Origin of the sequence: Paucibacter sp. PLA-PC-4 (genome assembly GCF_026241155.1) — a bacterium.
In the GTDB taxonomy this organism is placed as follows: domain Bacteria; phylum Pseudomonadota; class Gammaproteobacteria; order Burkholderiales; family Burkholderiaceae_C; genus Roseateles_E.
The window spans coordinates 81,354-99,521 of the sequence record NZ_JAPFGP010000011.1; the positions used below are offsets into that span (position 1 = coordinate 81,354).

The window sequence follows — 18,168 nt, forward strand, 5'->3', positions numbered from 1 at the left end:
GTCAGTCATGAAAAACAAACTACTCAGCCTGGGGCTTGCCGCTGCCGCCTTGTTCGCGGGCTCGGCGGCGCAGGCAGCACCGGTTGTCAGCTTCTCGCCGTCGAGCCTGAGTGTGGCCGTGGGCGGCCCGTATCTGGTGGATGTCAACATCAGCGGCCTGGGCGGGCAGATCGTCTCGGCGTTTGATCTGAACATCAAATACAACCCGGGGATCATCGGCTTCACCGGCTACACGCTGGGTGCAGGGCTCGGTGGCCCGTGGTTCAGTGCTGAAGCTTCGGTGCCGCCGATGGACTTCGGCGTGACGGCGTTCTCGCTGGAGGGCGACGATGACATTCTGGCCGGCGACCAGACGGACGACGCCTTCACCTTGATGACGCTGAGCTTCAACGGTCTGAACGACGGTGTCTCGTTTCTGAGCTTTGGCAACAGTCCGGACTTCGAGATCAATCTGGTGGGGCGTGAAGGGCTCAGCCTGGCCGATGTCAGCTATGGCCGGGCCTGTATCGCCGTGGGGCAGGGCAGTTGCGCCACGGTGTCCGAGCCGCAGTCCTATGCCTTGGTGGCCGTGGCCCTGGCGGGTGCTTTTGTGCCTGCGCTGCGGCGCCGGCGCCAGACAGGCGCCGCCTCCATTTGAAATGGCGTAGGACTGACACAGACCCATAGTGCCCACCGCCCGCCGGGAAACGGCAGGCGGTGGCTTGCGTTTGTTGGACCGTGCAGTGACTCGGCTGTAGCCAGACCTCGGATGCACGTATCAATCCGGTTGGTCTAGAAGTCTCACGTCATCCGGCGCTGCAACAGGCTCAGATCTCACCGTCTTTAGGACGCGTTGCCCCGTCGTTTCCGACCCCAGTGCCGGGGGAATTGATAACGCATTGCATTCATGCTGCGCTCCTAGGGGGAGCGGCGTGAATATCCCCCCGAACGCGGGGGATTCGATGTCGGGTTTTGCCATTTCGGCAGTTGCCGGCGAAGGCTTCTGGTGAAAGTATTGGCTCCACGCGGCGGGCGCATATCGCCCAGACAAGCGAAGGAGCCAAACATGTCCCAATGGATTCTCGGCCTGGCCTCGGGCCTCCTGTGTTTGAGCCTGGGCGCCTATGCCCAGGCCCCCTCCACGGCCTCGACCACGGCCAGTCTCTCCGGCCCCTCAGTGCTGAAGACCGCGGAGCCTGCGGTGCTCAAAGGCCACGGCTTGCCGGCTGGCGCGGCGGTGACGGTCTTCGTTGCCGCGCCTGGCGGACAGACGGCCGGCTACAGCGCTGTGGTCGACGGCAATGGGCAGTTGAGCTACCGCCTGGTCGCTTCTCAGCCCGGCAGCTACCGGGTCACGGTCGCCGACACCGGTGGTCGCGCCCTGGCTCAGGCCACGGTCAACTTTGCCCAGTGAGGTCCAGCCATGAAGCTGCAACGGTTCATGTCGCTACTCGCGGTGTTGGGTGCGGGGGCGGGTGCGGCCTCGGCCGCTACGGTGTCGGACGAATTGCTGGTGATCAGCAGCCGCAACGGGGCTGCCGAGCTCTATCACCTGCGCGAGCAAGGGCAGGATGTCGAGAAGATGCGAGGCGCGCAGCCGTCAGCGGTGTTTGATGCGCGCTGGTCTCCCGATGGCCGACAGGTCGCTTATGTCGCAGCGGCCGGGCCTTATGCGCACGTGTTTGTTCACGACATGCTCAGTGGCAGCCATCGACAACTGACCCAAGGCAATCATTTGAACGACAGTCCGCGCTGGTCGCCGGATGGTCGTCAACTGGTGTTCGTCAGTCACCGGGACGGCAACCAGAACATCTACCGCATGGATGCTGACGGAAAGAACCAGCAGCGCCTGACCGAGTATGCCGAAGACGACGTGGAACCGGTCTGGTCGCCGGACGGCAAGCGCATCGCCTTCATGCGCAATGAGAACCGGCGCGATCTGTGGGTCATGAACGCTGACGGCAGTGAGGCACGCAACTTGACGCGCTCGCCAGGCCGCGATGACAGCCAGCCTCAGTTCACACCCGATGGACTGCGTGTGCTGTTCACCACCCGGCAAAACAGCGTCGCCGAGATCTTCTCGATCGCGCTGGATGGCAGCGACAGGCGTGCGCTGACCGACAACAAGTCCTTCAACTCGGCCCCGCGTTTCTCCCCCGATGGCCGTCACTTGGCGTTTCTCAGCAATGCCGGCGGCGAGGGGGTGACCCGGCTGTGGGTCATGAACGCCGATGGCACGAAGCCGCGCCTGCTGAGCGACTCGAAGCTGGACGATATGTCGCCGGAATGGTCCGTCGATGGGCAACGCATCTACTTTGCCAGCACCCGCGAGGTGCGTACCTCCATCTACAGCGTCTCGTTGCAAGGGGGTAGCGTCGATCGCCTGACGCACGGCATCGGGCAGGACATGCTGCCCCAGGTGCGCCCGCGGGCTGCAGCGTCCCGCGTAGCCCAGGCTCGCTGAGTTGATGCCGGCGAAAGTCCACTCATTCATTGCGCCAGAACAACCATCAGGAGACCGTGATGACACAACAAGTCCGTTTCCCGCAGGCCATGCAAAGCCTGCTTGCGGCCGCCATGCTGCTGCTTCCCTTGGCGCTATCGGCTGCGACCAAAACCTACACCACCGACACCGACTTTGATCTTGGTGCCTTGGACGGCGTGAACCACGATGCGCCCAACAACAATCAGCTTCAGCTCAACCGCGTGGGCACCACCTTCCCGGTGCTGTGGATTGCCAACGCCGGCGAGGACACGGTGTCGAAGATCGACACCAACAACAACAAGGAGGTCGCGCGCTACCGGACCGGCTTCGGTCCGTCGGGCCAGGCCGGCTTCGTCTCGCATCTGGGCAATGCCTATGCCGGGCCTGCTCCGTCGCGCACGGCGGTCGACATCCAGGGCAATGCCTATGTGCTGAATCGGCATTTCGACGGCAAGTCGGCCGTGCTGATCAAGATACTGGCCGAGGGTGGGATTGATCGCAATGGCAATGGCTCCATCGACACCTCGAACGATCTGAACAACAACGGCATCATCGCCGGCGCCGAAATCCTGCCGATGGCCGACACCAATGGCAACGGCTACATCGACGCCGCCGAACTGCAAGACGAGCGCATTGCTTGGGCACGTCGCGTACCCGATGGCATTGCAGCCCCCTTGCGCAACGGTGCGCTCGGGCGCTCGCTTTGCATCGCGCCGGACGGCAATCTATGGGTGGGCTTGTTCAATGACGGCACCTACTACAAGGTGGCCTCGTCCGACGGCAGCACCGTCAGCGGTCCGCACAGCATCGGGCTGACGCCTTATGGCTGCCTGGTCGATCGCAACGGCATTCTGTGGAGCGCAGATCTGGGCTCCAGACTGGGCAGGCTGGATACAAGCAACCCATCCAGCGTGGCGACCTTCTCATTCAGCATGTCGAATTACGGCATTGCGCTGGGCAATGACCGCGTCTACCTGGCGACTTACAGCGGCGCCAACGGCCGGCCATTTGCCCGGTTCAACCCTGCCACCAACAGCTTCGATACGCCCGCTGGTGCCAGCCACGGGGCACTGGGCGTGGCCGTCGACGGCAGCGGCAACGTCATCGCCGGCAACTACTCCTCGGGCGGCGTGACCAAGTTCGCCCCCGACGGCGCCGTGCTGTGGCAGCGGCCCGCGCAGGGTGGGACCGGCGAAGTTCGCGGCGTGGCGGTCGATGCGAATAACGATGTCTGGTTGATCCACCGCACCACGGCCAATATCTCCAAGTACCGTGGCAGCGACGGCACGCCTTTGGGCGTCTTCCCGATCGGCAATGAGCCCTACACCTACAGCGACGCGGCCGGCTTTGCAGCCCGCAACATCACCAACAACACCGGCACTTGGACTGCGGTATTCGATGGCGGTGCGGCCGGGACAGCTTGGGGCAAGGTCAACTGGGCCGATCTGGTGCCTACCGGTGCGTCCATCGGCGTGCAGATCCGCAGCGCGGACTCCGTGGCTGGCTTGTCTTTGCTGGCATATCAGCCGGTCGGCAAGAACGTCCAGTTCGCCGCCAGTGGGCGCTACATCCAGATTCAGGCGCGACTCAATGCCAACACCGACGGTGACTCTCCGGTGCTTTATGACCTGACCGTCAACAGCAACAATTTGAGCTGCGATATCGACCAAAACGGCGCCATCGACATCAGTGATGTCAACGCGATTCGCAGCAGCATCGGGCAGACCCCGGCGGCGGGCGATGCGCGCGACGCCAATGGCGACAACAAGATCACCATCAACGACGTGCGGCTGTGCGTGATGAAGTGCAGCAAGCCGCAGTGCGCGCCCTGATGGGCAGTCTCCCGTTCCAAACCAAGAGGTCAGTCATGAAAAACAAACTACTCAGCCTAGGGCTTGCCGCTGCCGCCTTGTTCGCGGGCTCGGCGGCGCAGGCAGCACCCGTTGTCAGCTTTTCGCCGTCGAGCATGAGTGTGGCCGTGGGCGGCCCGTATCTGGTGGATGTCAACATCAGCGGCCTGGGCGGGCAGATCGTCTCGGCGTTTGATCTGAACATCAAATACAACCCGGCGATCGTCGGCTTCACCGGCTACACGCTGGGCGCAGGGCTCGGTGGCCCGTGGTTCAGTGCTGAAGCTTCGGTGCCGCCGATGGACTTCGGCGTGACGGCGTTCTCGCTGGAGGGCGACGACGATGTTCTGGCTGGCGACCAGACGGACGACGCCTTCACCTTGATGACGCTGAGCTTCAACGGTCTGAACGACGGTGTCTCGTTTCTGAGCTTTGGCAACAGTCCGGACTTCGAGATCAATCTGGTGGGGCGTGAAGGGCTCAGCCTGGCCGATGTCAGCTACGGCCGGGCCTGTATCGCCGTGGGGCAGGGCAGTTGCGCCACGGTGTCCGAGCCGCAGTCCTATGCCTTGGTGGCCGTGGCACTGGCGGGTGCATTTGTGCCTGCGCTGCGGCGCCGGCGTCAGACAGCGCTGCGATCGAGTTCGGTCGCGAGTTGAAACAGGAGCAGTGAGGGGGCTCGCGTGACAGGCGGGCGCCAGTAGTAGTCGAACAGGCGGCTGCAGGGATTGAGCCGCTGCTGTGCCTTGTTTGATGGCACACGCTCTTCCACTGCGTTGCTACCGGGGACTGAGGGGCTGTTTTTGCGTGACCCGAGGTCCTGGGTGCGGGCCGCAAAGCTTGTCGGCAAGGCGGCGTGGTGACCGACGCTCTGGGCAAAATCCAAGGCCCGATTTGCAGTCCCGACCGACCGACCAGGCCTGGCAACGCCGCCTGGCGCAGATCGTTGTCGTCGCATGCGATCGACTGCCGCGGCAGCCGTGCAGGGCTCGGCAGAGTGGCTGCGCAGACGGCCGTTGGCGCCGCAGGCGATGGGCTCGCTGCTGTCGATCTGCAAGAGCTTATGCGTCGGTGCGTTGGGCGGCACCGTATCGATCCGGCGCAGGTGATGCGCAGTCCGTACAGGCGGCACAACGCATCGTCGAGCGAGGGGTTTTGACGTCGCATGCGGCGCGGGCCGCGGACCGGATCGGCCGAGATGGCGGTCTGCACCAGCAGGCGCAATTCGTTGCCTTGATTGCGTAGGCGGCGCAGCGTCACCACCCAGTCCTGCGGGGCCAGTCCCGGCGCTTGAGCTTCGTCGTTTGCGGGCACACGAAGCTCGTGGCTCAGCACCGGGGGCCGCACGCTCAGGTGCTCGCGCTGCTGCAACCCATGGGATCAATCGCTTCTGGAGCGCGGGGGCTTGCCCCCGGGGGCGCTGCTCGCGCAGCGCTGGTGGCTTGCATTTCGGATAGTGAATGGCGATGGTTTTTGGCCCAAAAATCATCGCTCACTCTGCGCTGATTCGGTTGCATATTGGCGATCATGGCCAAAGTGAGCAGGACCCGCCACGCTGCTGATGATGCCGCTCGTTCGACGACTCGGCACGAGTGCGTGTGGGTCAGGCTTCGCGGCCACGGTCCAGCGTTGAGTGTGGTCGCGCAGTCCCTGCAAGTGCCATTGACCACCCTGGCAAGTGCAGTCCTCACTGAGTGGCTGGAGGCACGTTGTGTTGCCGGCCTGGAGCAGGCTGCGGGTGATGATGCGGCCCCGTCGGACGACGCAATCACCAGGGTGAGTGTGCGCATGCCGACTCGCCATGCCGCGGAGCTGGCCTGCGAAGCGCGTTCGGCTGCGTTGACCAGGGGGAACTACGTGGCCCGGCTCATTGAGGGAGTGCCTGCTGCCTCTGTGACACCTGATCAACGCGAGAACCGGCTTGCGCTTGTACGGTCCACAGCCGAGCTCGCTGCCAGGTCCGGCGACTTGCATGCCTTGATGCGAGCCATGCGCCAGAGCTCTTCGCCAGAGAAGGCTGCGTGCGACGCCGCAGTTGCTGAGCTGTCCAATTCCTTGAATCGGCATCTCGCAGTTGCGGCGCAGTTGATGGCATCGCTGACACCGTCGCAGCGGCAAGTTGCAGCCGATCTTGTTTCGCGGCGCCAAGGAGGGCTGACGTGAGCTCCGGCGCAACAGTTGACGGCGTGCTGGTTCAATGGGGCGAGCGCTTGTTCTACCCAGGCAACCGCATGGTCAAGGCGCTCCCGCAACCGCGCTTGAATACCCTGGTCCGCCGCCAGGCCGCGGTGATCCGTCGGCGCATCGAGGCCACAGTGATGCGGCGAGCACCGCAGGTCATTGTCAAGGTCGCCGGTGGCGGGCGCGGCATGGGCGCCATCACAGCCCACCTGCGCTACATCAGCAAGAACGGGCGGCTTGCCTTCGAAGACGACCGCGGCGTGGTCCAGCAGGACGAGCAAGCGCTCCACGACCTCGCCCAGCAATGGCGCTTTGGTGGCTCGCTGATCGATGAGATCAGCCCTCGCAGGGAAGCCTTTAATCTGACACTGTCGATGCCACGCGGAACAGACCCACAGCTTGTCCTGAAGGCCGCACGGGAGTTTGGCCGGATCGAGCTGAAGGACCACTTCTATGTGATGGTGCTGCACGAGCATCAGGCGAACCCGCATGTGCACCTGACCGTGCGGGCCGAGTCCAAGAGTGGCTTGCGCCTGCATCCTGGGAGGACGGACATACACCGCTGGCGCGAGACCTTCGCGCAGCTGCTGCGTAGCCATGGGGTTGAGGCCGAGGCCACTCGCCAGTCCACGAGAGGGGAGGCGCGCCGATCTGAGCAACTATGGCAACGTAGGGCAAGCGACGCCGGACTGCTGCGCAATGCCCCCGAGCCGATGAAATCTGGCGACGCGTACCAGCGAAACCGAGTCGGGGCGCTACAGGCCTGGGCTCATATCGTGGCCGCACTCAGAGACTCGGACCAGGCCTGCGACCGCGAGCTGGCGCAGCGCATCAGCAGCTTTATTGTGGAGTCCACTTTCGCTAAGGAACATGGCCGTCGACCCCAGCGTGAGGCGCCAGCGCCCGTGCGCCCTCTTGAGCCGGTCATCTCCAGAGACCGGCCTGGCCCAGCGATCGAGCGCTGATCGACAGCGCACTGCTGCATGTTCATGTGAGGGTGCTCGGGCCGATGGCTTGGATTGCCCGGATGCTGCGGATTGGCGCGATGCTGGCTCGCACAGCGCTTGGGGCGCACTGTGGTCCCCGGGCCAGCTTGAGGTGAGCGAAGTGTGCAGCGCCTTCAACTGCACACTTTGCGGCCCGGTTCTGTGACCTTTGAACCGGTAACGGCACGACTTCGCATGCAGTGGCGTGGCTGTTTGCGCATCTCGAGGATGTTGACTCGATTCCTAGAATCTTGAATTGCGCCCTGCATATCCCGGCATGGCCACCGGGGCGCTGCGGCCAGAACCCTGTTGTGCGACATCGCGACGCGTTCGCGGGCCTGTTGCGCTCGCCTTACCCATGGCGTCGTCATTGATTTACGGCGATGGTTTTTTGGCAAAAAGTCATCGCGCGCCCAGCACCGAGGCCGGTGCATAGTGACGATCATGGAGACGATCTCCCACGCAACTGGCGATGCGCCGTGCCCGACGGATTGGGTCGAGCCCGTAGCCATTTCAGTACCCGGGCATGGCCGGGCGCTGAGTGCTATCGCGCACTCCATGCATGTGCCGGTATCCACCCTGGTGAGATCGGTCCTCGCCGAACGGTTGCTGGGGCGCTCTATTGGCGGCCAAGTGCAGGCTGTCGCCGGGGGGGCGGCTCGGGCGCAGGGCAGCTTCAGGAGTTTGAATTTTCGAATGTCTGCCCGCCATGCCGAAGGGTTGACATGCGCAGCTCGGGCGGCCGGGCTGTCTCGCGGGCTCTATCTTGCGCGGCTGATGGATGGGGAGCTTCCTGTCCCGTTACCCCGTGACCAGCGGGAGAATTGGGTCGCACTTGTGCAGTCCACCGCCATGCTTGCGGTGATGTCTAGGGACTTGCAAGCGCTCATGCGGGCCATGCACCAGGCCTCTTTGCCCGACCCGCTCGCCTGCGAAGCCACCATCGCCGAGCTTTCAGAGGCGGTGCAGCGGCACCTCACCGCAGCCGCGCCTTTGATTTCGGCATCGAAGCCTTCGCAACCCTCAATTGCTGAATGCCTTGCCGGTGGCGCAGCGCAGCTGCTGAAGTGACGGCCAGGCATTGCCTATGACGGCGCGCTGGGGCAATGAGCGCAGCGGCCGCGGTCGCCGGCCAAGTCGACTTGCAAGCCACTGCCAAAGCCTGAGTTTGCAAAGGCGCCTGCGAGGTCGTCGTGCCGGCACAGCCGGCTTGCCCAGACGTTTCTGTCAGTGATATTCGCCAACGGGTGCACCAGCGCTCAGCTGGCGGGCAGGGCATTGTTGACAGGCGGTCCTCGTCTTGCTCCTGTGTGACTTGCCAGGCCAAAGCGTTTACGCTCGCGTCGCAGCCATCCCGCCGGGCATGACTTGTCGATTTGGCTTGTCGTCGTTCGTCGAGGGATACGGGGTGCCCACTGGCGGGCGCGTCGAGCGGCCAACTCAACAGGAGTGAAGACATGTCCTACATCGACGGTTTCGTGATCGCGGTCCCCACCGCCAACAAGCAGAAGTTCATCGAGCATGCGCGCCAGCTCGACCCGTTGTTCCTCGAACTGGGCGCGATCCGTGTGATCGAAGGTTGGGGCGATGACGTCCCGGACGGCAAAGTTACCGATTTCCGCCGCGCAGTCCAGGCCACGGCCGAGGAGACGGTTGCCTTTTCGTGGGTCGAATGGCCGGATAAGGCCACGCGCGACGCAGGCATGAAGAAGATGATGGACGACCCGCGCATGGATCCGTCAACACCCGGCAATTCGCCCATGCCCTTCGACGGCAAGCGCATGATCTTCGGCGGCTTCGAGCAGGTGGTTGAAGTGAAGGCTTGAGCGGTTGGGGGGCGACGCCGAGCCTGGGCAGGCAGCCCCTCAGGGCGGGCGTCTGGCACGAACTAACGGGCCGCAGGCGGGGTGGCTCCTGGACAGCTTGCAGGGCGCCCGATGAGGTGGCTCTCAGGCGATTCCGGGCAGCGTTTGAGCGGGTGCCTGGCATCATTTCAATGCAGGCCGGGCAGGATTTCAAACCCATCTCGGGCGACGTCCCATGGCGCTCAACGGCAAGAGAGTGCTGATGAGACTGTGACGCATCAGAGGTCCCCGTCCGGGTTCGGCGCGGCTGTAGTAGTCACATGCCTCCATGCTCACGCTTCCCAAAAAGTCATCAGCCAAAGTTCTTGACACCCTGGCCGCTGCTGCAGTTGTTCCCCTTTATCTGCCAGCTATTTCGCGCGCGTTGGGGGCCTTGGATGCGCCAAAGGCTATTGGCGTCGTGGCCGACCTGTTCAAAAGGGGAGATTCTGGCCGTCAGCGGGGCGCGTCATGACCATAGCCGCTGACCTGGTCGCACGAGTTCTCCGGCTTCCCGTGATGCCTGTGAACGCTGATCTGCAACCGCACTTATTGGTTGGTGAGGCGTCGCATTTGAATTGGTGGACTGATCGCTCCTGGAGCAACAGTTGGCGGCGAGTTGCCAAACGTCACAGAAACTAGGGCTTTATCCTTGCTGCTTCGCCAGTGAGTTGGGTCAGTCGGGACGCCTGTGCGACGACGAAGTCACGGAGTTGGCCTGCGAAGGCGCGCTCTGCGTCTTCGATGTAGTCGTCTGCCAGGGCCTGCGCCGGTGCGTGTTCCACCGCCAGCTTGGCCAGCCGCGTAGCCTCGCGTTTGAGCAGGTTTTTGTCGACTCCGCATCGCTGTGCAAAGTCGGCCAGCTGAAATGCCCGCACATCGTTGAGCGAAAACGCATCGCCCCAGGCCATGGCCAACTCATGGTTTATGCCTGGGTACTGCACCACACTGACGAGGTCGTACCAAGGCGCCGGATCGAGCCCCTCGCGCCGCACGAAGAATGAGAAGTTCTTTCCGTGAGCGTCGCTGTTGCCGATCAGAAACTGGAACAAGGCCCATCGCAACAGGGTCATGCGCGCCACGGCCTTGTTGACGGTCTGCTCGACGCGCGCAAACAGCATCTCGAAACTCACGCCGTCCCGGATATTGCGGACATGCTCGCCGCTCCCAAGATTGCGCTCGTACTTGTAGCTCTCGGGCAGGTCCGATGCTTGGGCCGCGTCGATGATGTGCAGGCGCTGCACGGTGGGCGCGTTGGCGCCTTGGCCGCCCCCCTGCACGACGACTCGGTCGAAGCGGCGGACGACGAGGACCGGCCTCGGTGTGCGATAGATGCTGACCTGCGCGACGGGCAGCTTCATGCGCCGAGCCAAGGACATGCAAAAGTGTTCGTTGACGACCAAATGTGGCGTCAGATGACGCGCAGGGTCGGGCTTGAGGATGTGCGTCGATGCCAACGGCGGCTCGACCAGGAACAGCCGCCCACCGTCGCCCAAAGGGCGGTCCAGGTAGACCATCAACTTGTCCTGCACGCCCGCGATGGACATGCGGACCTTGCCATCCCAGACGGCCAGGGGCATCTCGTCGCGCTCGGCGATTCGGTGGTCCAGTTCCTCGCGGGCCACCTCGCGCGGCGGCTTCGCGGCGACGGCGGGCGGCACTTCATCCGAACGCCAGAACCGGAACGCCCCCGTGGTCTCGGTCCCCAGTGCGCTGATGAGCGCGTAGATATTGGACTTCGATACGCGGTAGGTCGTTGCCGCGATGTCGAGCGCGCGGCCTTCGGGCAGCAAGTTTTCCACGAAGCGCTTCACCGCGCCGACGGCATAGCCGGTGGCCGGTGGCTGCAAGGGCAGGGCGGGAGATAGTGGAAACGCCCCGGGGGTTGCGACCCAGTCCGTGTCGTAGACCAGGGACCAGCGGTCGTTCAAGGGCTCGTAGCCGAGCGTCGCCACCTTCTGGTCATCCGCCCAGAGGTTGAGTGCATGCGGCGCAGGCTCTTTGGCCGAGTTCATGTCTGCTCCGGACGTCCGGTGCCGGCACGCGAGACAGACTGCATCGTCGGATGATCCTTGGGTCCGAGCACGAGTGCGAGCCCAAGGCTGTCCAACACCGTCAGCAGCTTGTCCAGTCGCACGGAGCCTTTGCCGTTCTCCAGGCGAGAGAGCAGGTCGACGGAGACGCCGCTCAATGAGGCTGCATCGTCGATGCGCAGCAACTGCGCCCGGCGACGGGCGCGGATAGCCGGGCCTAGGGTGCTGGCGTCGTTGATGCGCACAAGCCCAGGCGAGACGTTGAGGCTGGAAGTCATTTCGGAATTCCCTGGACGACAACCTCCAGTGGATTCTGAAGGCAAGATTTCTTGAACTCCGAAATCATGCCACAACTGCAAATTCACACGGCCTAATTAATTAAATTCCGAAATATCGTGCATTGTCTACATTTTTTTGGTCCCATAACTTAAAGTCCGAAACACTGCCTATCAAGGCATGCCCAAATTGATGAATGCATTGCCGCATGCCGTTCCGTTTGGCGATCAGTTTGAACAGCACGCTGGTTTCGGCTTGCTCCTCGAGGCCGAGTGATATGTCGTCAAGGATGAGCAAGTCGTACCGACCGCGCTTGGTCAGCGCCTTGGGTCTTTCTGCACGCAGGGCGCATCGCCACCAATCCAGCAGACATTCGGGTAGCGCTTCAAGGGCAGACTCCGAGACCTGATCGGCAGAATTTCGTTCGATGTCGATCCAGTCCTAGCCCCAGCCGACGCGGTAGGCCCGCAGCGGGGGCGCTGAGGCCTGAACCAGCCGATTCTCAGGTGTTGGCGGGCTTCTCGAGAGCGTCTTTGAGCGTGTGTGCCGCCTTGAGGATGGCTGTGCCGCTGCCGGTCAGGACAATTCCAACAAAGCTGATCACCGCGCCAATCTTGGCGATCCTGGCCTTGATATCCACGATCTCATCGATGACGGACTTGGCAGCTTTGGACGCCGCATTGATGTGCTCCGCCGAGATCTTGGCCTCGCCCGTCAACAGCGTGATGGATTGAACCGTCAGATCGGACGCCAGGGAGTTCAGGCTGTTTTGCAGTTGCCCCAACTCATTGGCTGTCGCGAGATCTGTCGCTTTGGCAATGGGTTCGTTGAGCGAGTTGGACAACTCCAAGAGCCAGGCGTGCGTCGCTGCCAGGCCTTGCTTATCGATCAAATCTCCGGCCTTGGCGGTCGGGAGTGTGTTGGTTTGTGCTGTCGCCATGACGCTGCTCCTGCTCAAAAGGCGTTCTCGACCGCATCACTGGCTTCGCCGATGCGTTTGCGCAGGTTCTTGAGCCGCTTCCAGAGGTCTTGGGGCTTTGGTTTGAGCGCATCGCGCTGGAACTCCGGAATGGCTTCGATCCAGGCGTTCAAGGACGCGAGGAGCTGGCCAGCTACCGATGACGCCGCAAGGCCTTGCCGCTTCTTGATCGCCTCCTGGCTGCGCGTGATCTGGCGCTCCAGCTCCTTGGCTCGGAAAGGCTCCGTGCTGCGCGCCAAGGGGCTTGTCACGCGGTTCAGGCTCTGTGCGGACATGGTGCTGATCTCTTTGAGGAGTGCGTCGTAACCCAGCGACTTGCCGTCGAAGAACTCGCGCAGCACCTCTCCAGAGGCCTGCAGATCCGGCCCAACGGCCACCAGGCGTCGAATGCCTTCCTCACGTTTGCGCTGGGCGACGACGTCGGCAAGCACGGAAATCACCTTGGCAACTGCCCCGACCTTGGCCTCGTTCAAGAGCTTCTCGCCATCCTTGTCCTTGAGCTTGGCGAGCTTGTCTCCGGTGGCGCTGATCGAGTCGCTCAGGTCAAAGGCCTTGTCTTCGGCCATGGCGCCCAATGTCGTGCCATAAAGCTCCAAGGTATCCAGCGTGACTTTCTGGAACTCGACCAGCGCAGCTTCTTTGCGCTTGCAGTCCTCGATCGGTTGGTCCGTCGGCGAGCTGGTGACCACGATACGGATCTCAGCCTGCTCCAAGCACATCTTGCTCACCTGCTGGAGCTCGGTGCGAACGGTCTTGGTGAGCTTGACGGTTCCGGTGCCGAACTCAGAAACGACTTCGAAGTTTGCGCAGCCGCACAGCAGCAGCGCTGCGAGCAAGGAAATCCAATGCTTCATGACACTCCCCTTTTGATTGACTTCTTGCGCTGCATCTTCCTGCCCCGGCAGTAAATTGGCATCCGCACTTCTACGGGAGTGCTCGCAGAGCCAGGGCAACGGGCGCAGCGTGCTCAGCTTCGGGTGCCGTCGTTGCACCGAGGTCCTCTCCTCAAGGAGTGGTCTTCAAGCTTCGATCAACTTGCCAACTCCAGCCGCCATTGCTGTAATGCCCAAGAGCGCACAAGACGCTGGTTATTGAAGACGGCACCGGGGAGGGCTCATGGCAGTGATCATTGAGGGGCAGTCGCGTCGGATCGGACTGGCCTTGTCAGGTGGGGGCTTCAGAGCAGCTGCCTTTCACCTGGGCATGTTTCGCAAGCTGCACCAGCTCAAGTTGCTTCAAGCTGTCGACCTGCTGAGCTGCGTGAGTGGCGGCAGCATCGCCGGCGCCACCTTGGCCATCAACTGGAGCCAAGGTCTCGACAGGGCGCTCTCCATGTTGGAGACCTACCTCAGCACCAAGTCGATCGCTGTGGGTTCGGTGCTGGGCGGCATCCTAGACCCCTTTGAGAGCCGTCTGGACAAGCTCGCTGAGACTTATGACCGCGACCTTTTTGGTGGTCAGAAGCTCGAAGCCCTGGAGTCCGGCCCGCGGATCTATCTGAACGCCACCAACTTGGCGACGGGGAATATGTTCTTCTTCGTCGCCGGCGGCGGCGCACATGCCAAGGCTGAAATGGGCGAGCACGAACTGGGCGTCGTGCAGGCGTCCAATTTCCCCATCAGCCGCGCCGTGGCGGCCTCGTCGGCATTTCCGCCGGTCTTTGGGCCGCTTCGCCTGGACCCTGACGTCTACCCGCCGGCACAGGCGGTAGGCTATGTGACGCTGACCGATGGTGGCGTTTACGACAACCTGGGCGTCAATCCCGGACTCCGCGTCGATCACAACAATCTGAGCTACTTGATCACGAGCGATGGTGGCAAGCCCTTTGCCAACACGGCCGAGCCCACAGAGTCAGGCGCCGTCGTGCTCAAAGCGGCGCTGGACATCATGATGGAGCAGATCCGCGGCCTGCAGTTCGACCGGATGCAGCACCGACACATGGCAGGCAGGGGGCCCAAGCCGCTTTGGTTTTCCATCGACAGCAGGGTCGGTGCAGCTTCAGCCAGTGATGCCACGTTTGCGTCCGCCATCGGTACCAATCTGAAGCGGCTCAGCAAGGACGAAATGGAGCTGCTGCAGCGCCATGGCGGCGCCCTCGTCGAGTCCAGGCTCACCCAGTACGCACCGGAACTCCTGCGGATCGCCTAGGGCGCAGCGCCGGTCACTGCCAAGGCAATAGGTGGTTCTTTCAATCCAATTGGCTCGTTGGGCTCCCGCAGTGGCGGGAATGGCATGACGGGCCGCGGAGCATGTTGATGATCCCAGTGGGTAAGCAGTCTTTCTTGGTGTTGGCCCAGGATCCCGGTGTCCGAGGGGATCACGGTGAGCGGGTGTTTGACTCGGTGGAGGTGCCTGCCGAGCGTTTGTCACTGGGGCCGACGGGCTACCGCGTCAAGGTGGTGGACTACGACGGTGAGGCGGGTGTGCTTTACAAGGCGCACAGCTACAGCGAAGACGCAGCCGGTCATCTGGTGGATCCATTCCAAGCGTCTTTGCCGCCCCCTGAGAGCCCGCAGCGAGCTGAGGTGGAAGAGGCGCTGCTGGCCAATCCGGCCTTCCACAGCCAAAACGTGTACGCCCTGGTGATGCGGACGCTGGCGCGCTTCGAGCACGCGCTGGGCCGGCGTGTTCGCTGGGGCTTTGAAGGGCACCAGTTGCATATTGCTCCGCATGCGTTCATCGACGCCAACGCCTTTTACTCTCGGGACGATCGGGGGCTGATGTTTGGGTACTTCAAGTCCGAGTCCAAGACCGCCAAGGCCGCCAAGGTCGGTTCGCGCGCGGCCAAGACCGAGAAACAGCCTGGCTACGTGTTCACCTGCCTGTCCCACGACATCGTGGTGCACGAGACGACCCATGCTGTCCTGGACGGCCTGCGTGAGGGGTTCATGAGCCTGTCCGGGCCAGACCAGGCGGCGTTTCACGAGGGGTTCTCTGATGTCGTCGCACTGCTCTCGGTCTTCTCGCTGCGCAAGGTGGTCGAGCTGGCGTTGACGAAGTCCAAGGGCGCCAGGGCGGTGGTCACCCGTGGGCAGCGCAAGCTCATTCACCGCAAGGCACTGACCGCCACGGAGCTCTCCCGAAGTGCGCTGCTGGGTTTGGCCGAGGAATTTGGCCAGGCCATTGGAGGGATGCGCGCCAATGCGCTGCGTCGCTCGGTTGAGATTGAACCGTCGCGTGAGCTCCTCAAGCACGAGTACTACCAGCAGGCGCACACTCGGGGAGAGATCTTGGTGGCGGCGGTCATGCGCACCCTGGTTGCGATCTGGGTTGGCCGCATCAAGGAGCTGGGGACCTTTGGTGACGATTACTACAACCTCAACGAGGTCGCCGCAGAAGGCGCCAAGGTGGCAGATCACCTGCTCACCATGGTGATCCGGGCGCTGGACTACTGTCCGCCCCTGGACCTGGAGTTCAGCGACTTCCTGGCTGCGCTGCTGACGATCGACGCGGAAATCGCGCCGGACGACAAGCGGTACCGATACCGAGAAACCGTTCTTGAGGTTTTCCGCTCCTATGGGATAGATCCGCCTGCGCAGAAAACCGACGCACAAGGATGCTGGTTGCCCTTCTCGCCCGAGGCACCGATCCAGTACCGTCGCACCAACTTCGAATCGATGCTTCGAGACCCCGAGGAGGTGTTCCGCTTTGTCTGGGAGAACCGCAAGGCCTTGAAGGTCAGCGACCGGGCCTACACCCGCGTGACCTCGGTTCGTCCCAGCATCCGCATCGGACCGGAGGGCTTCCTGCTGCGCGAGACGATCTGCGAGTACGTGAGCCGCGCCAACATCTACGGGGCCGAGCTGCAGACGGTGTGCGGTGTGAAGGAGCGACCGCAGGGCATCGACTCCAACACCTCGCTGACGGTGTACGGAGCCGCAACCTTGGTGTTCGACCAGTACGGGCAGCTCAAGTTTCACATCGCCCGCCCGCTTGATGACGGCGCCTGGCAGCACCGGCGGCTGAGTCAGCTGTACGGATCGCCGCTTGACGAACCCGAGTCAGGCAACGCGTTCGCTCACCTGCACCGGCTGCGTGCCGCCTGCGGGTCCTGCCCACCTGTGCTGGGCACTCACAAGCCCAAGGCCCAAGGGCGGGCAGGGCCCACCAAGAAGACTCCTGCGGCGAGGACCGCTGCGGCCGATGCAACCGCTGCAACCGCTGCCAACGGAGGCCGCTCATGAGTACCAAGACACCCACGCAGCTCAACCTTTACGCCTACCAGGTCGGGTTTGGTGACTGTTTTCTCTTGCAGTTCGTCTATCCCGACCGCAATCGCCATGTGCTGATCGACTTCGGCTCGATGGGTCTGCGAGAGGAAGACGGCGAGGACGTGATGATGCAGGTCGCGCAAGACATCAAGCAACGGTGTGGCGGGCGCCTGGATGCCGTGGTGGCCACCCATCGCCACGCCGACCACATCAGCGGATTCGCAACCAAGGCGGGTGGCAAGGGAACGGGCGACATCATTCGCTCGCTCAAGCCGACGGTTGTTCTGCAGCCCTGGACCGAGGATTTGAGTCTTGACCCCAAGGCCCGTGCACCGAAGGCAAAGGTGGCGCTCGGGACGGGCAGTCGGCGTGCCGTCGCTGCGCTCAGCGCCATGAACGACCTGTCTGAGCAGGTTACGCAGCTGGCCATCAATCAGCCGAAAAACCTGCCCGATGGGATGGCCAAACGCCTGGAGTTCCTCGGACGCGACAACACCAAGAACTTGTCTGCGGTGGAGAACCTCGCGCACATGGGTCGCAGCGGCAAGGCTGTCTACGCCCATTTCGGCATGGCGGATCCTCTGAGGTCAGTGCTGCCTGGTGTAAAGACCCACGTGCTGGGGCCTCCGACGGTTGAGCAGGCGCCGTCCATCCAGAAGCAGCGCTCGACGGACGACGAGGAGTTCTGGCACTTTCATGCGCGTGGGGTGGCCACAGCAAACACCTTGGCGACGGGGACGGACGGGCCATTCGCCGCAGACTTCGTACGTGCCAAGAAAGGCAAGCTCCCCCTTGAATCTCGGTGGGCGGCCAAGCGCGTGATGGCTGCCCGTGGTGATCAGGTTCTGAGCATCGTGACGATGTTGGACAAGGCGATGAACAACACCAGCCTCATCTTGCTGCTTGAGGTGGGTGGCAAGCGTCTGTTGTTCCCCGGCGATGCGCAGATTGAGAACTGGTCTTATGCGCTAAGCCAGCCGAATGTTCAGGCGATGCTGGCTGATGTGGATCTCTACAAGGTCGGCCACCACGGAAGTCTGAATGCCACACCGAAGTCGCTTTGGAAGGCTTTCAAGAAGAAGGGTGGGCCGAGCAAGAAGGCTCGCATGACATCGGTGCTGTCGACCATGCCGCACAAGCACGGCTCGGAAGAGAAGCGAACTGAGGTCCCTCGACGCTCGCTGGTGCAGACCCTGCGGGACGGCACCCACTTTCACACGACAGAGGACGTGCCGGCGCAGGGGCTGTTCAAGCTGGTGACGATTCCTTTAGGTTAGCGACCGGGCTGCCGACCTCCTGCATCCAGGGCAATTGCCGTTGCTGGCCGCAGATCACCGCTTCAAG

Annotated in this window: 16 protein-coding genes; 12 read left to right on the forward strand and 4 right to left on the reverse strand. The window is 62.9% G+C overall.

The features are described from left to right. Window positions 1-7: 7 nt before the first annotated feature. From OOZ63_RS17605 to OOZ63_RS17645, 9 genes are all read left to right on the forward strand, one after another. Entirely contained in the window at window positions 8-637 is a 630-nt protein-coding gene (locus tag OOZ63_RS17605) for a hypothetical protein (RefSeq protein WP_266006896.1), read from the forward strand. A gap of 408 nt (window positions 638-1,045) precedes the next feature. After that, entirely contained in the window at window positions 1,046-1,393 is a 348-nt protein-coding gene (locus OOZ63_RS17610; protein WP_266006897.1) for a hypothetical protein, read from the forward strand. Window positions 1,394-1,402: 9 nt separating this feature from the next. Beyond that, complete coding sequence (locus OOZ63_RS17615; RefSeq protein WP_266006898.1) at window positions 1,403-2,443, forward strand: TolB family protein; 1,041 nt, start codon at window positions 1,403-1,405, stop codon at window positions 2,441-2,443. Window positions 2,444-2,502: 59 nt separating this feature from the next. Then, on the forward strand, window positions 2,503-4,296 hold the full coding sequence (locus OOZ63_RS17620; RefSeq protein WP_266006899.1) for a hypothetical protein: 1,794 nt from the start codon (window positions 2,503-2,505) through the stop codon (window positions 4,294-4,296). Window positions 4,297-4,331: 35 nt separating this feature from the next. Next, the gene (locus OOZ63_RS17625) at window positions 4,332-4,973 is read left to right on the forward strand and encodes a hypothetical protein (protein ID WP_266006900.1); all 642 of its coding nucleotides are present in this window, start codon (window positions 4,332-4,334) and stop codon (window positions 4,971-4,973) included. A 1,500-nt stretch (window positions 4,974-6,473) separates the two neighbouring features. Then, the gene (locus OOZ63_RS17630) at window positions 6,474-7,460 is read left to right on the forward strand and encodes a relaxase/mobilization nuclease domain-containing protein (protein ID WP_266006901.1); all 987 of its coding nucleotides are present in this window, start codon (window positions 6,474-6,476) and stop codon (window positions 7,458-7,460) included. 456 nt (window positions 7,461-7,916) lie between these two features. Continuing rightward, complete coding sequence (locus OOZ63_RS17635) at window positions 7,917-8,552, forward strand: hypothetical protein (protein ID WP_266006902.1); 636 nt, start codon at window positions 7,917-7,919, stop codon at window positions 8,550-8,552. A gap of 386 nt (window positions 8,553-8,938) precedes the next feature. Continuing rightward, window positions 8,939-9,307 carry a DUF1428 domain-containing protein gene (locus OOZ63_RS17640; protein ID WP_266006903.1) on the forward strand — a complete coding sequence of 123 codons (369 nt, stop codon included), beginning with the start codon at window positions 8,939-8,941 and terminating at the stop codon, window positions 9,305-9,307. Window positions 9,308-9,614: 307 nt separating this feature from the next. Further along, the gene (locus OOZ63_RS17645) at window positions 9,615-9,800 is read left to right on the forward strand and encodes a hypothetical protein (RefSeq protein ID WP_266006904.1); all 186 of its coding nucleotides are present in this window, start codon (window positions 9,615-9,617) and stop codon (window positions 9,798-9,800) included. 163 nt (window positions 9,801-9,963) lie between these two features. Here OOZ63_RS17645 and OOZ63_RS17650 read toward each other — a convergent pair whose 3' ends face one another. The 4 genes from OOZ63_RS17650 to OOZ63_RS17670 all read right to left on the reverse strand — a co-directional run bounded on the left by OOZ63_RS17650 (window position 9,964) and on the right by OOZ63_RS17670 (window position 13,566). After that, window positions 9,964-11,340, reverse strand: a complete 1,377-nt coding sequence (locus OOZ63_RS17650) for a HipA domain-containing protein (protein ID WP_266006905.1) — start codon at window positions 11,338-11,340, stop codon at window positions 9,964-9,966. Further along, window positions 11,337-11,636, reverse strand: a complete 300-nt coding sequence (locus OOZ63_RS17655) for a helix-turn-helix domain-containing protein (protein WP_266006906.1) — start codon at window positions 11,634-11,636, stop codon at window positions 11,337-11,339. The genes OOZ63_RS17650 and OOZ63_RS17655 overlap by 4 nt, the downstream gene beginning before the upstream one ends. Window positions 11,637-12,136: 500 nt before the next feature. Next, entirely contained in the window at window positions 12,137-12,574 is a 438-nt protein-coding gene (locus tag OOZ63_RS17665) for a hypothetical protein (RefSeq protein WP_266006907.1), read from the reverse strand. A gap of 14 nt (window positions 12,575-12,588) precedes the next feature. After that, window positions 12,589-13,566 (reverse strand): hypothetical protein, encoded by a 978-nt coding sequence (locus OOZ63_RS17670; protein ID WP_266006908.1) that lies wholly within the window; start codon window positions 13,564-13,566, stop codon window positions 12,589-12,591. Window positions 13,567-13,729: 163 nt separating this feature from the next. Here OOZ63_RS17670 and OOZ63_RS17675 point away from each other — a divergent pair, with 163 nt between their 5' ends. The 3 genes from OOZ63_RS17675 to OOZ63_RS17685 all read left to right on the forward strand — a co-directional run bounded on the left by OOZ63_RS17675 (window position 13,730) and on the right by OOZ63_RS17685 (window position 18,101). Further along, entirely contained in the window at window positions 13,730-14,761 is a 1,032-nt protein-coding gene (locus tag OOZ63_RS17675; protein ID WP_266006909.1) for a patatin-like phospholipase family protein, read from the forward strand. 101 nt (window positions 14,762-14,862) lie between these two features. Beyond that, on the forward strand, window positions 14,863-16,797 hold the full coding sequence (locus OOZ63_RS17680; RefSeq protein WP_266006910.1) for a hypothetical protein: 1,935 nt from the start codon (window positions 14,863-14,865) through the stop codon (window positions 16,795-16,797). After that, on the forward strand, window positions 16,794-18,101 hold the full coding sequence (locus OOZ63_RS17685; protein ID WP_266006911.1) for an MBL fold metallo-hydrolase: 1,308 nt from the start codon (window positions 16,794-16,796) through the stop codon (window positions 18,099-18,101). Before OOZ63_RS17680 ends, OOZ63_RS17685 begins: the two co-directional genes overlap by 4 nt. Window positions 18,102-18,168 lie beyond the last annotated feature (67 nt).

What these genes read in the sequence shown, in the direction of transcription:
- OOZ63_RS17610 (WP_266006897.1), top strand. Translation starts at nt 1,046, where the DNA reads ATGTCCCAATGGATTCTCGGCCTGGCCTCGGGCCTCCTGTGTTTGAGC.
- OOZ63_RS17655 (WP_266006906.1), bottom strand. Translation starts at nt 11,636, where the DNA reads ATGACTTCCAGCCTCAACGTCTCGCCTGGGCTTGTGCGCATCAACGAC.
- OOZ63_RS17675 (WP_266006909.1), top strand. Translation starts at nt 13,730, where the DNA reads ATGGCAGTGATCATTGAGGGGCAGTCGCGTCGGATCGGACTGGCCTTG.
- OOZ63_RS17665 (WP_266006907.1), bottom strand. Translation starts at nt 12,574, where the DNA reads ATGGCGACAGCACAAACCAACACACTCCCGACCGCCAAGGCCGGAGAT.
- OOZ63_RS17615 (WP_266006898.1), top strand. Translation starts at nt 1,403, where the DNA reads ATGAAGCTGCAACGGTTCATGTCGCTACTCGCGGTGTTGGGTGCGGGG.
- OOZ63_RS17680 (WP_266006910.1), top strand. Translation starts at nt 14,863, where the DNA reads ATGTTGATGATCCCAGTGGGTAAGCAGTCTTTCTTGGTGTTGGCCCAG.
- OOZ63_RS17620 (WP_266006899.1), top strand. Translation starts at nt 2,503, where the DNA reads ATGACACAACAAGTCCGTTTCCCGCAGGCCATGCAAAGCCTGCTTGCG.
- OOZ63_RS17645 (WP_266006904.1), top strand. Translation starts at nt 9,615, where the DNA reads ATGCTCACGCTTCCCAAAAAGTCATCAGCCAAAGTTCTTGACACCCTG.
- OOZ63_RS17625 (WP_266006900.1), top strand. Translation starts at nt 4,332, where the DNA reads ATGAAAAACAAACTACTCAGCCTAGGGCTTGCCGCTGCCGCCTTGTTC.
- OOZ63_RS17685 (WP_266006911.1), top strand. Translation starts at nt 16,794, where the DNA reads ATGAGTACCAAGACACCCACGCAGCTCAACCTTTACGCCTACCAGGTC.
- OOZ63_RS17640 (WP_266006903.1), top strand. Translation starts at nt 8,939, where the DNA reads ATGTCCTACATCGACGGTTTCGTGATCGCGGTCCCCACCGCCAACAAG.
- OOZ63_RS17650 (WP_266006905.1), bottom strand. Translation starts at nt 11,340, where the DNA reads ATGAACTCGGCCAAAGAGCCTGCGCCGCATGCACTCAACCTCTGGGCG.
- OOZ63_RS17605 (WP_266006896.1), top strand. Translation starts at nt 8, where the DNA reads ATGAAAAACAAACTACTCAGCCTGGGGCTTGCCGCTGCCGCCTTGTTC.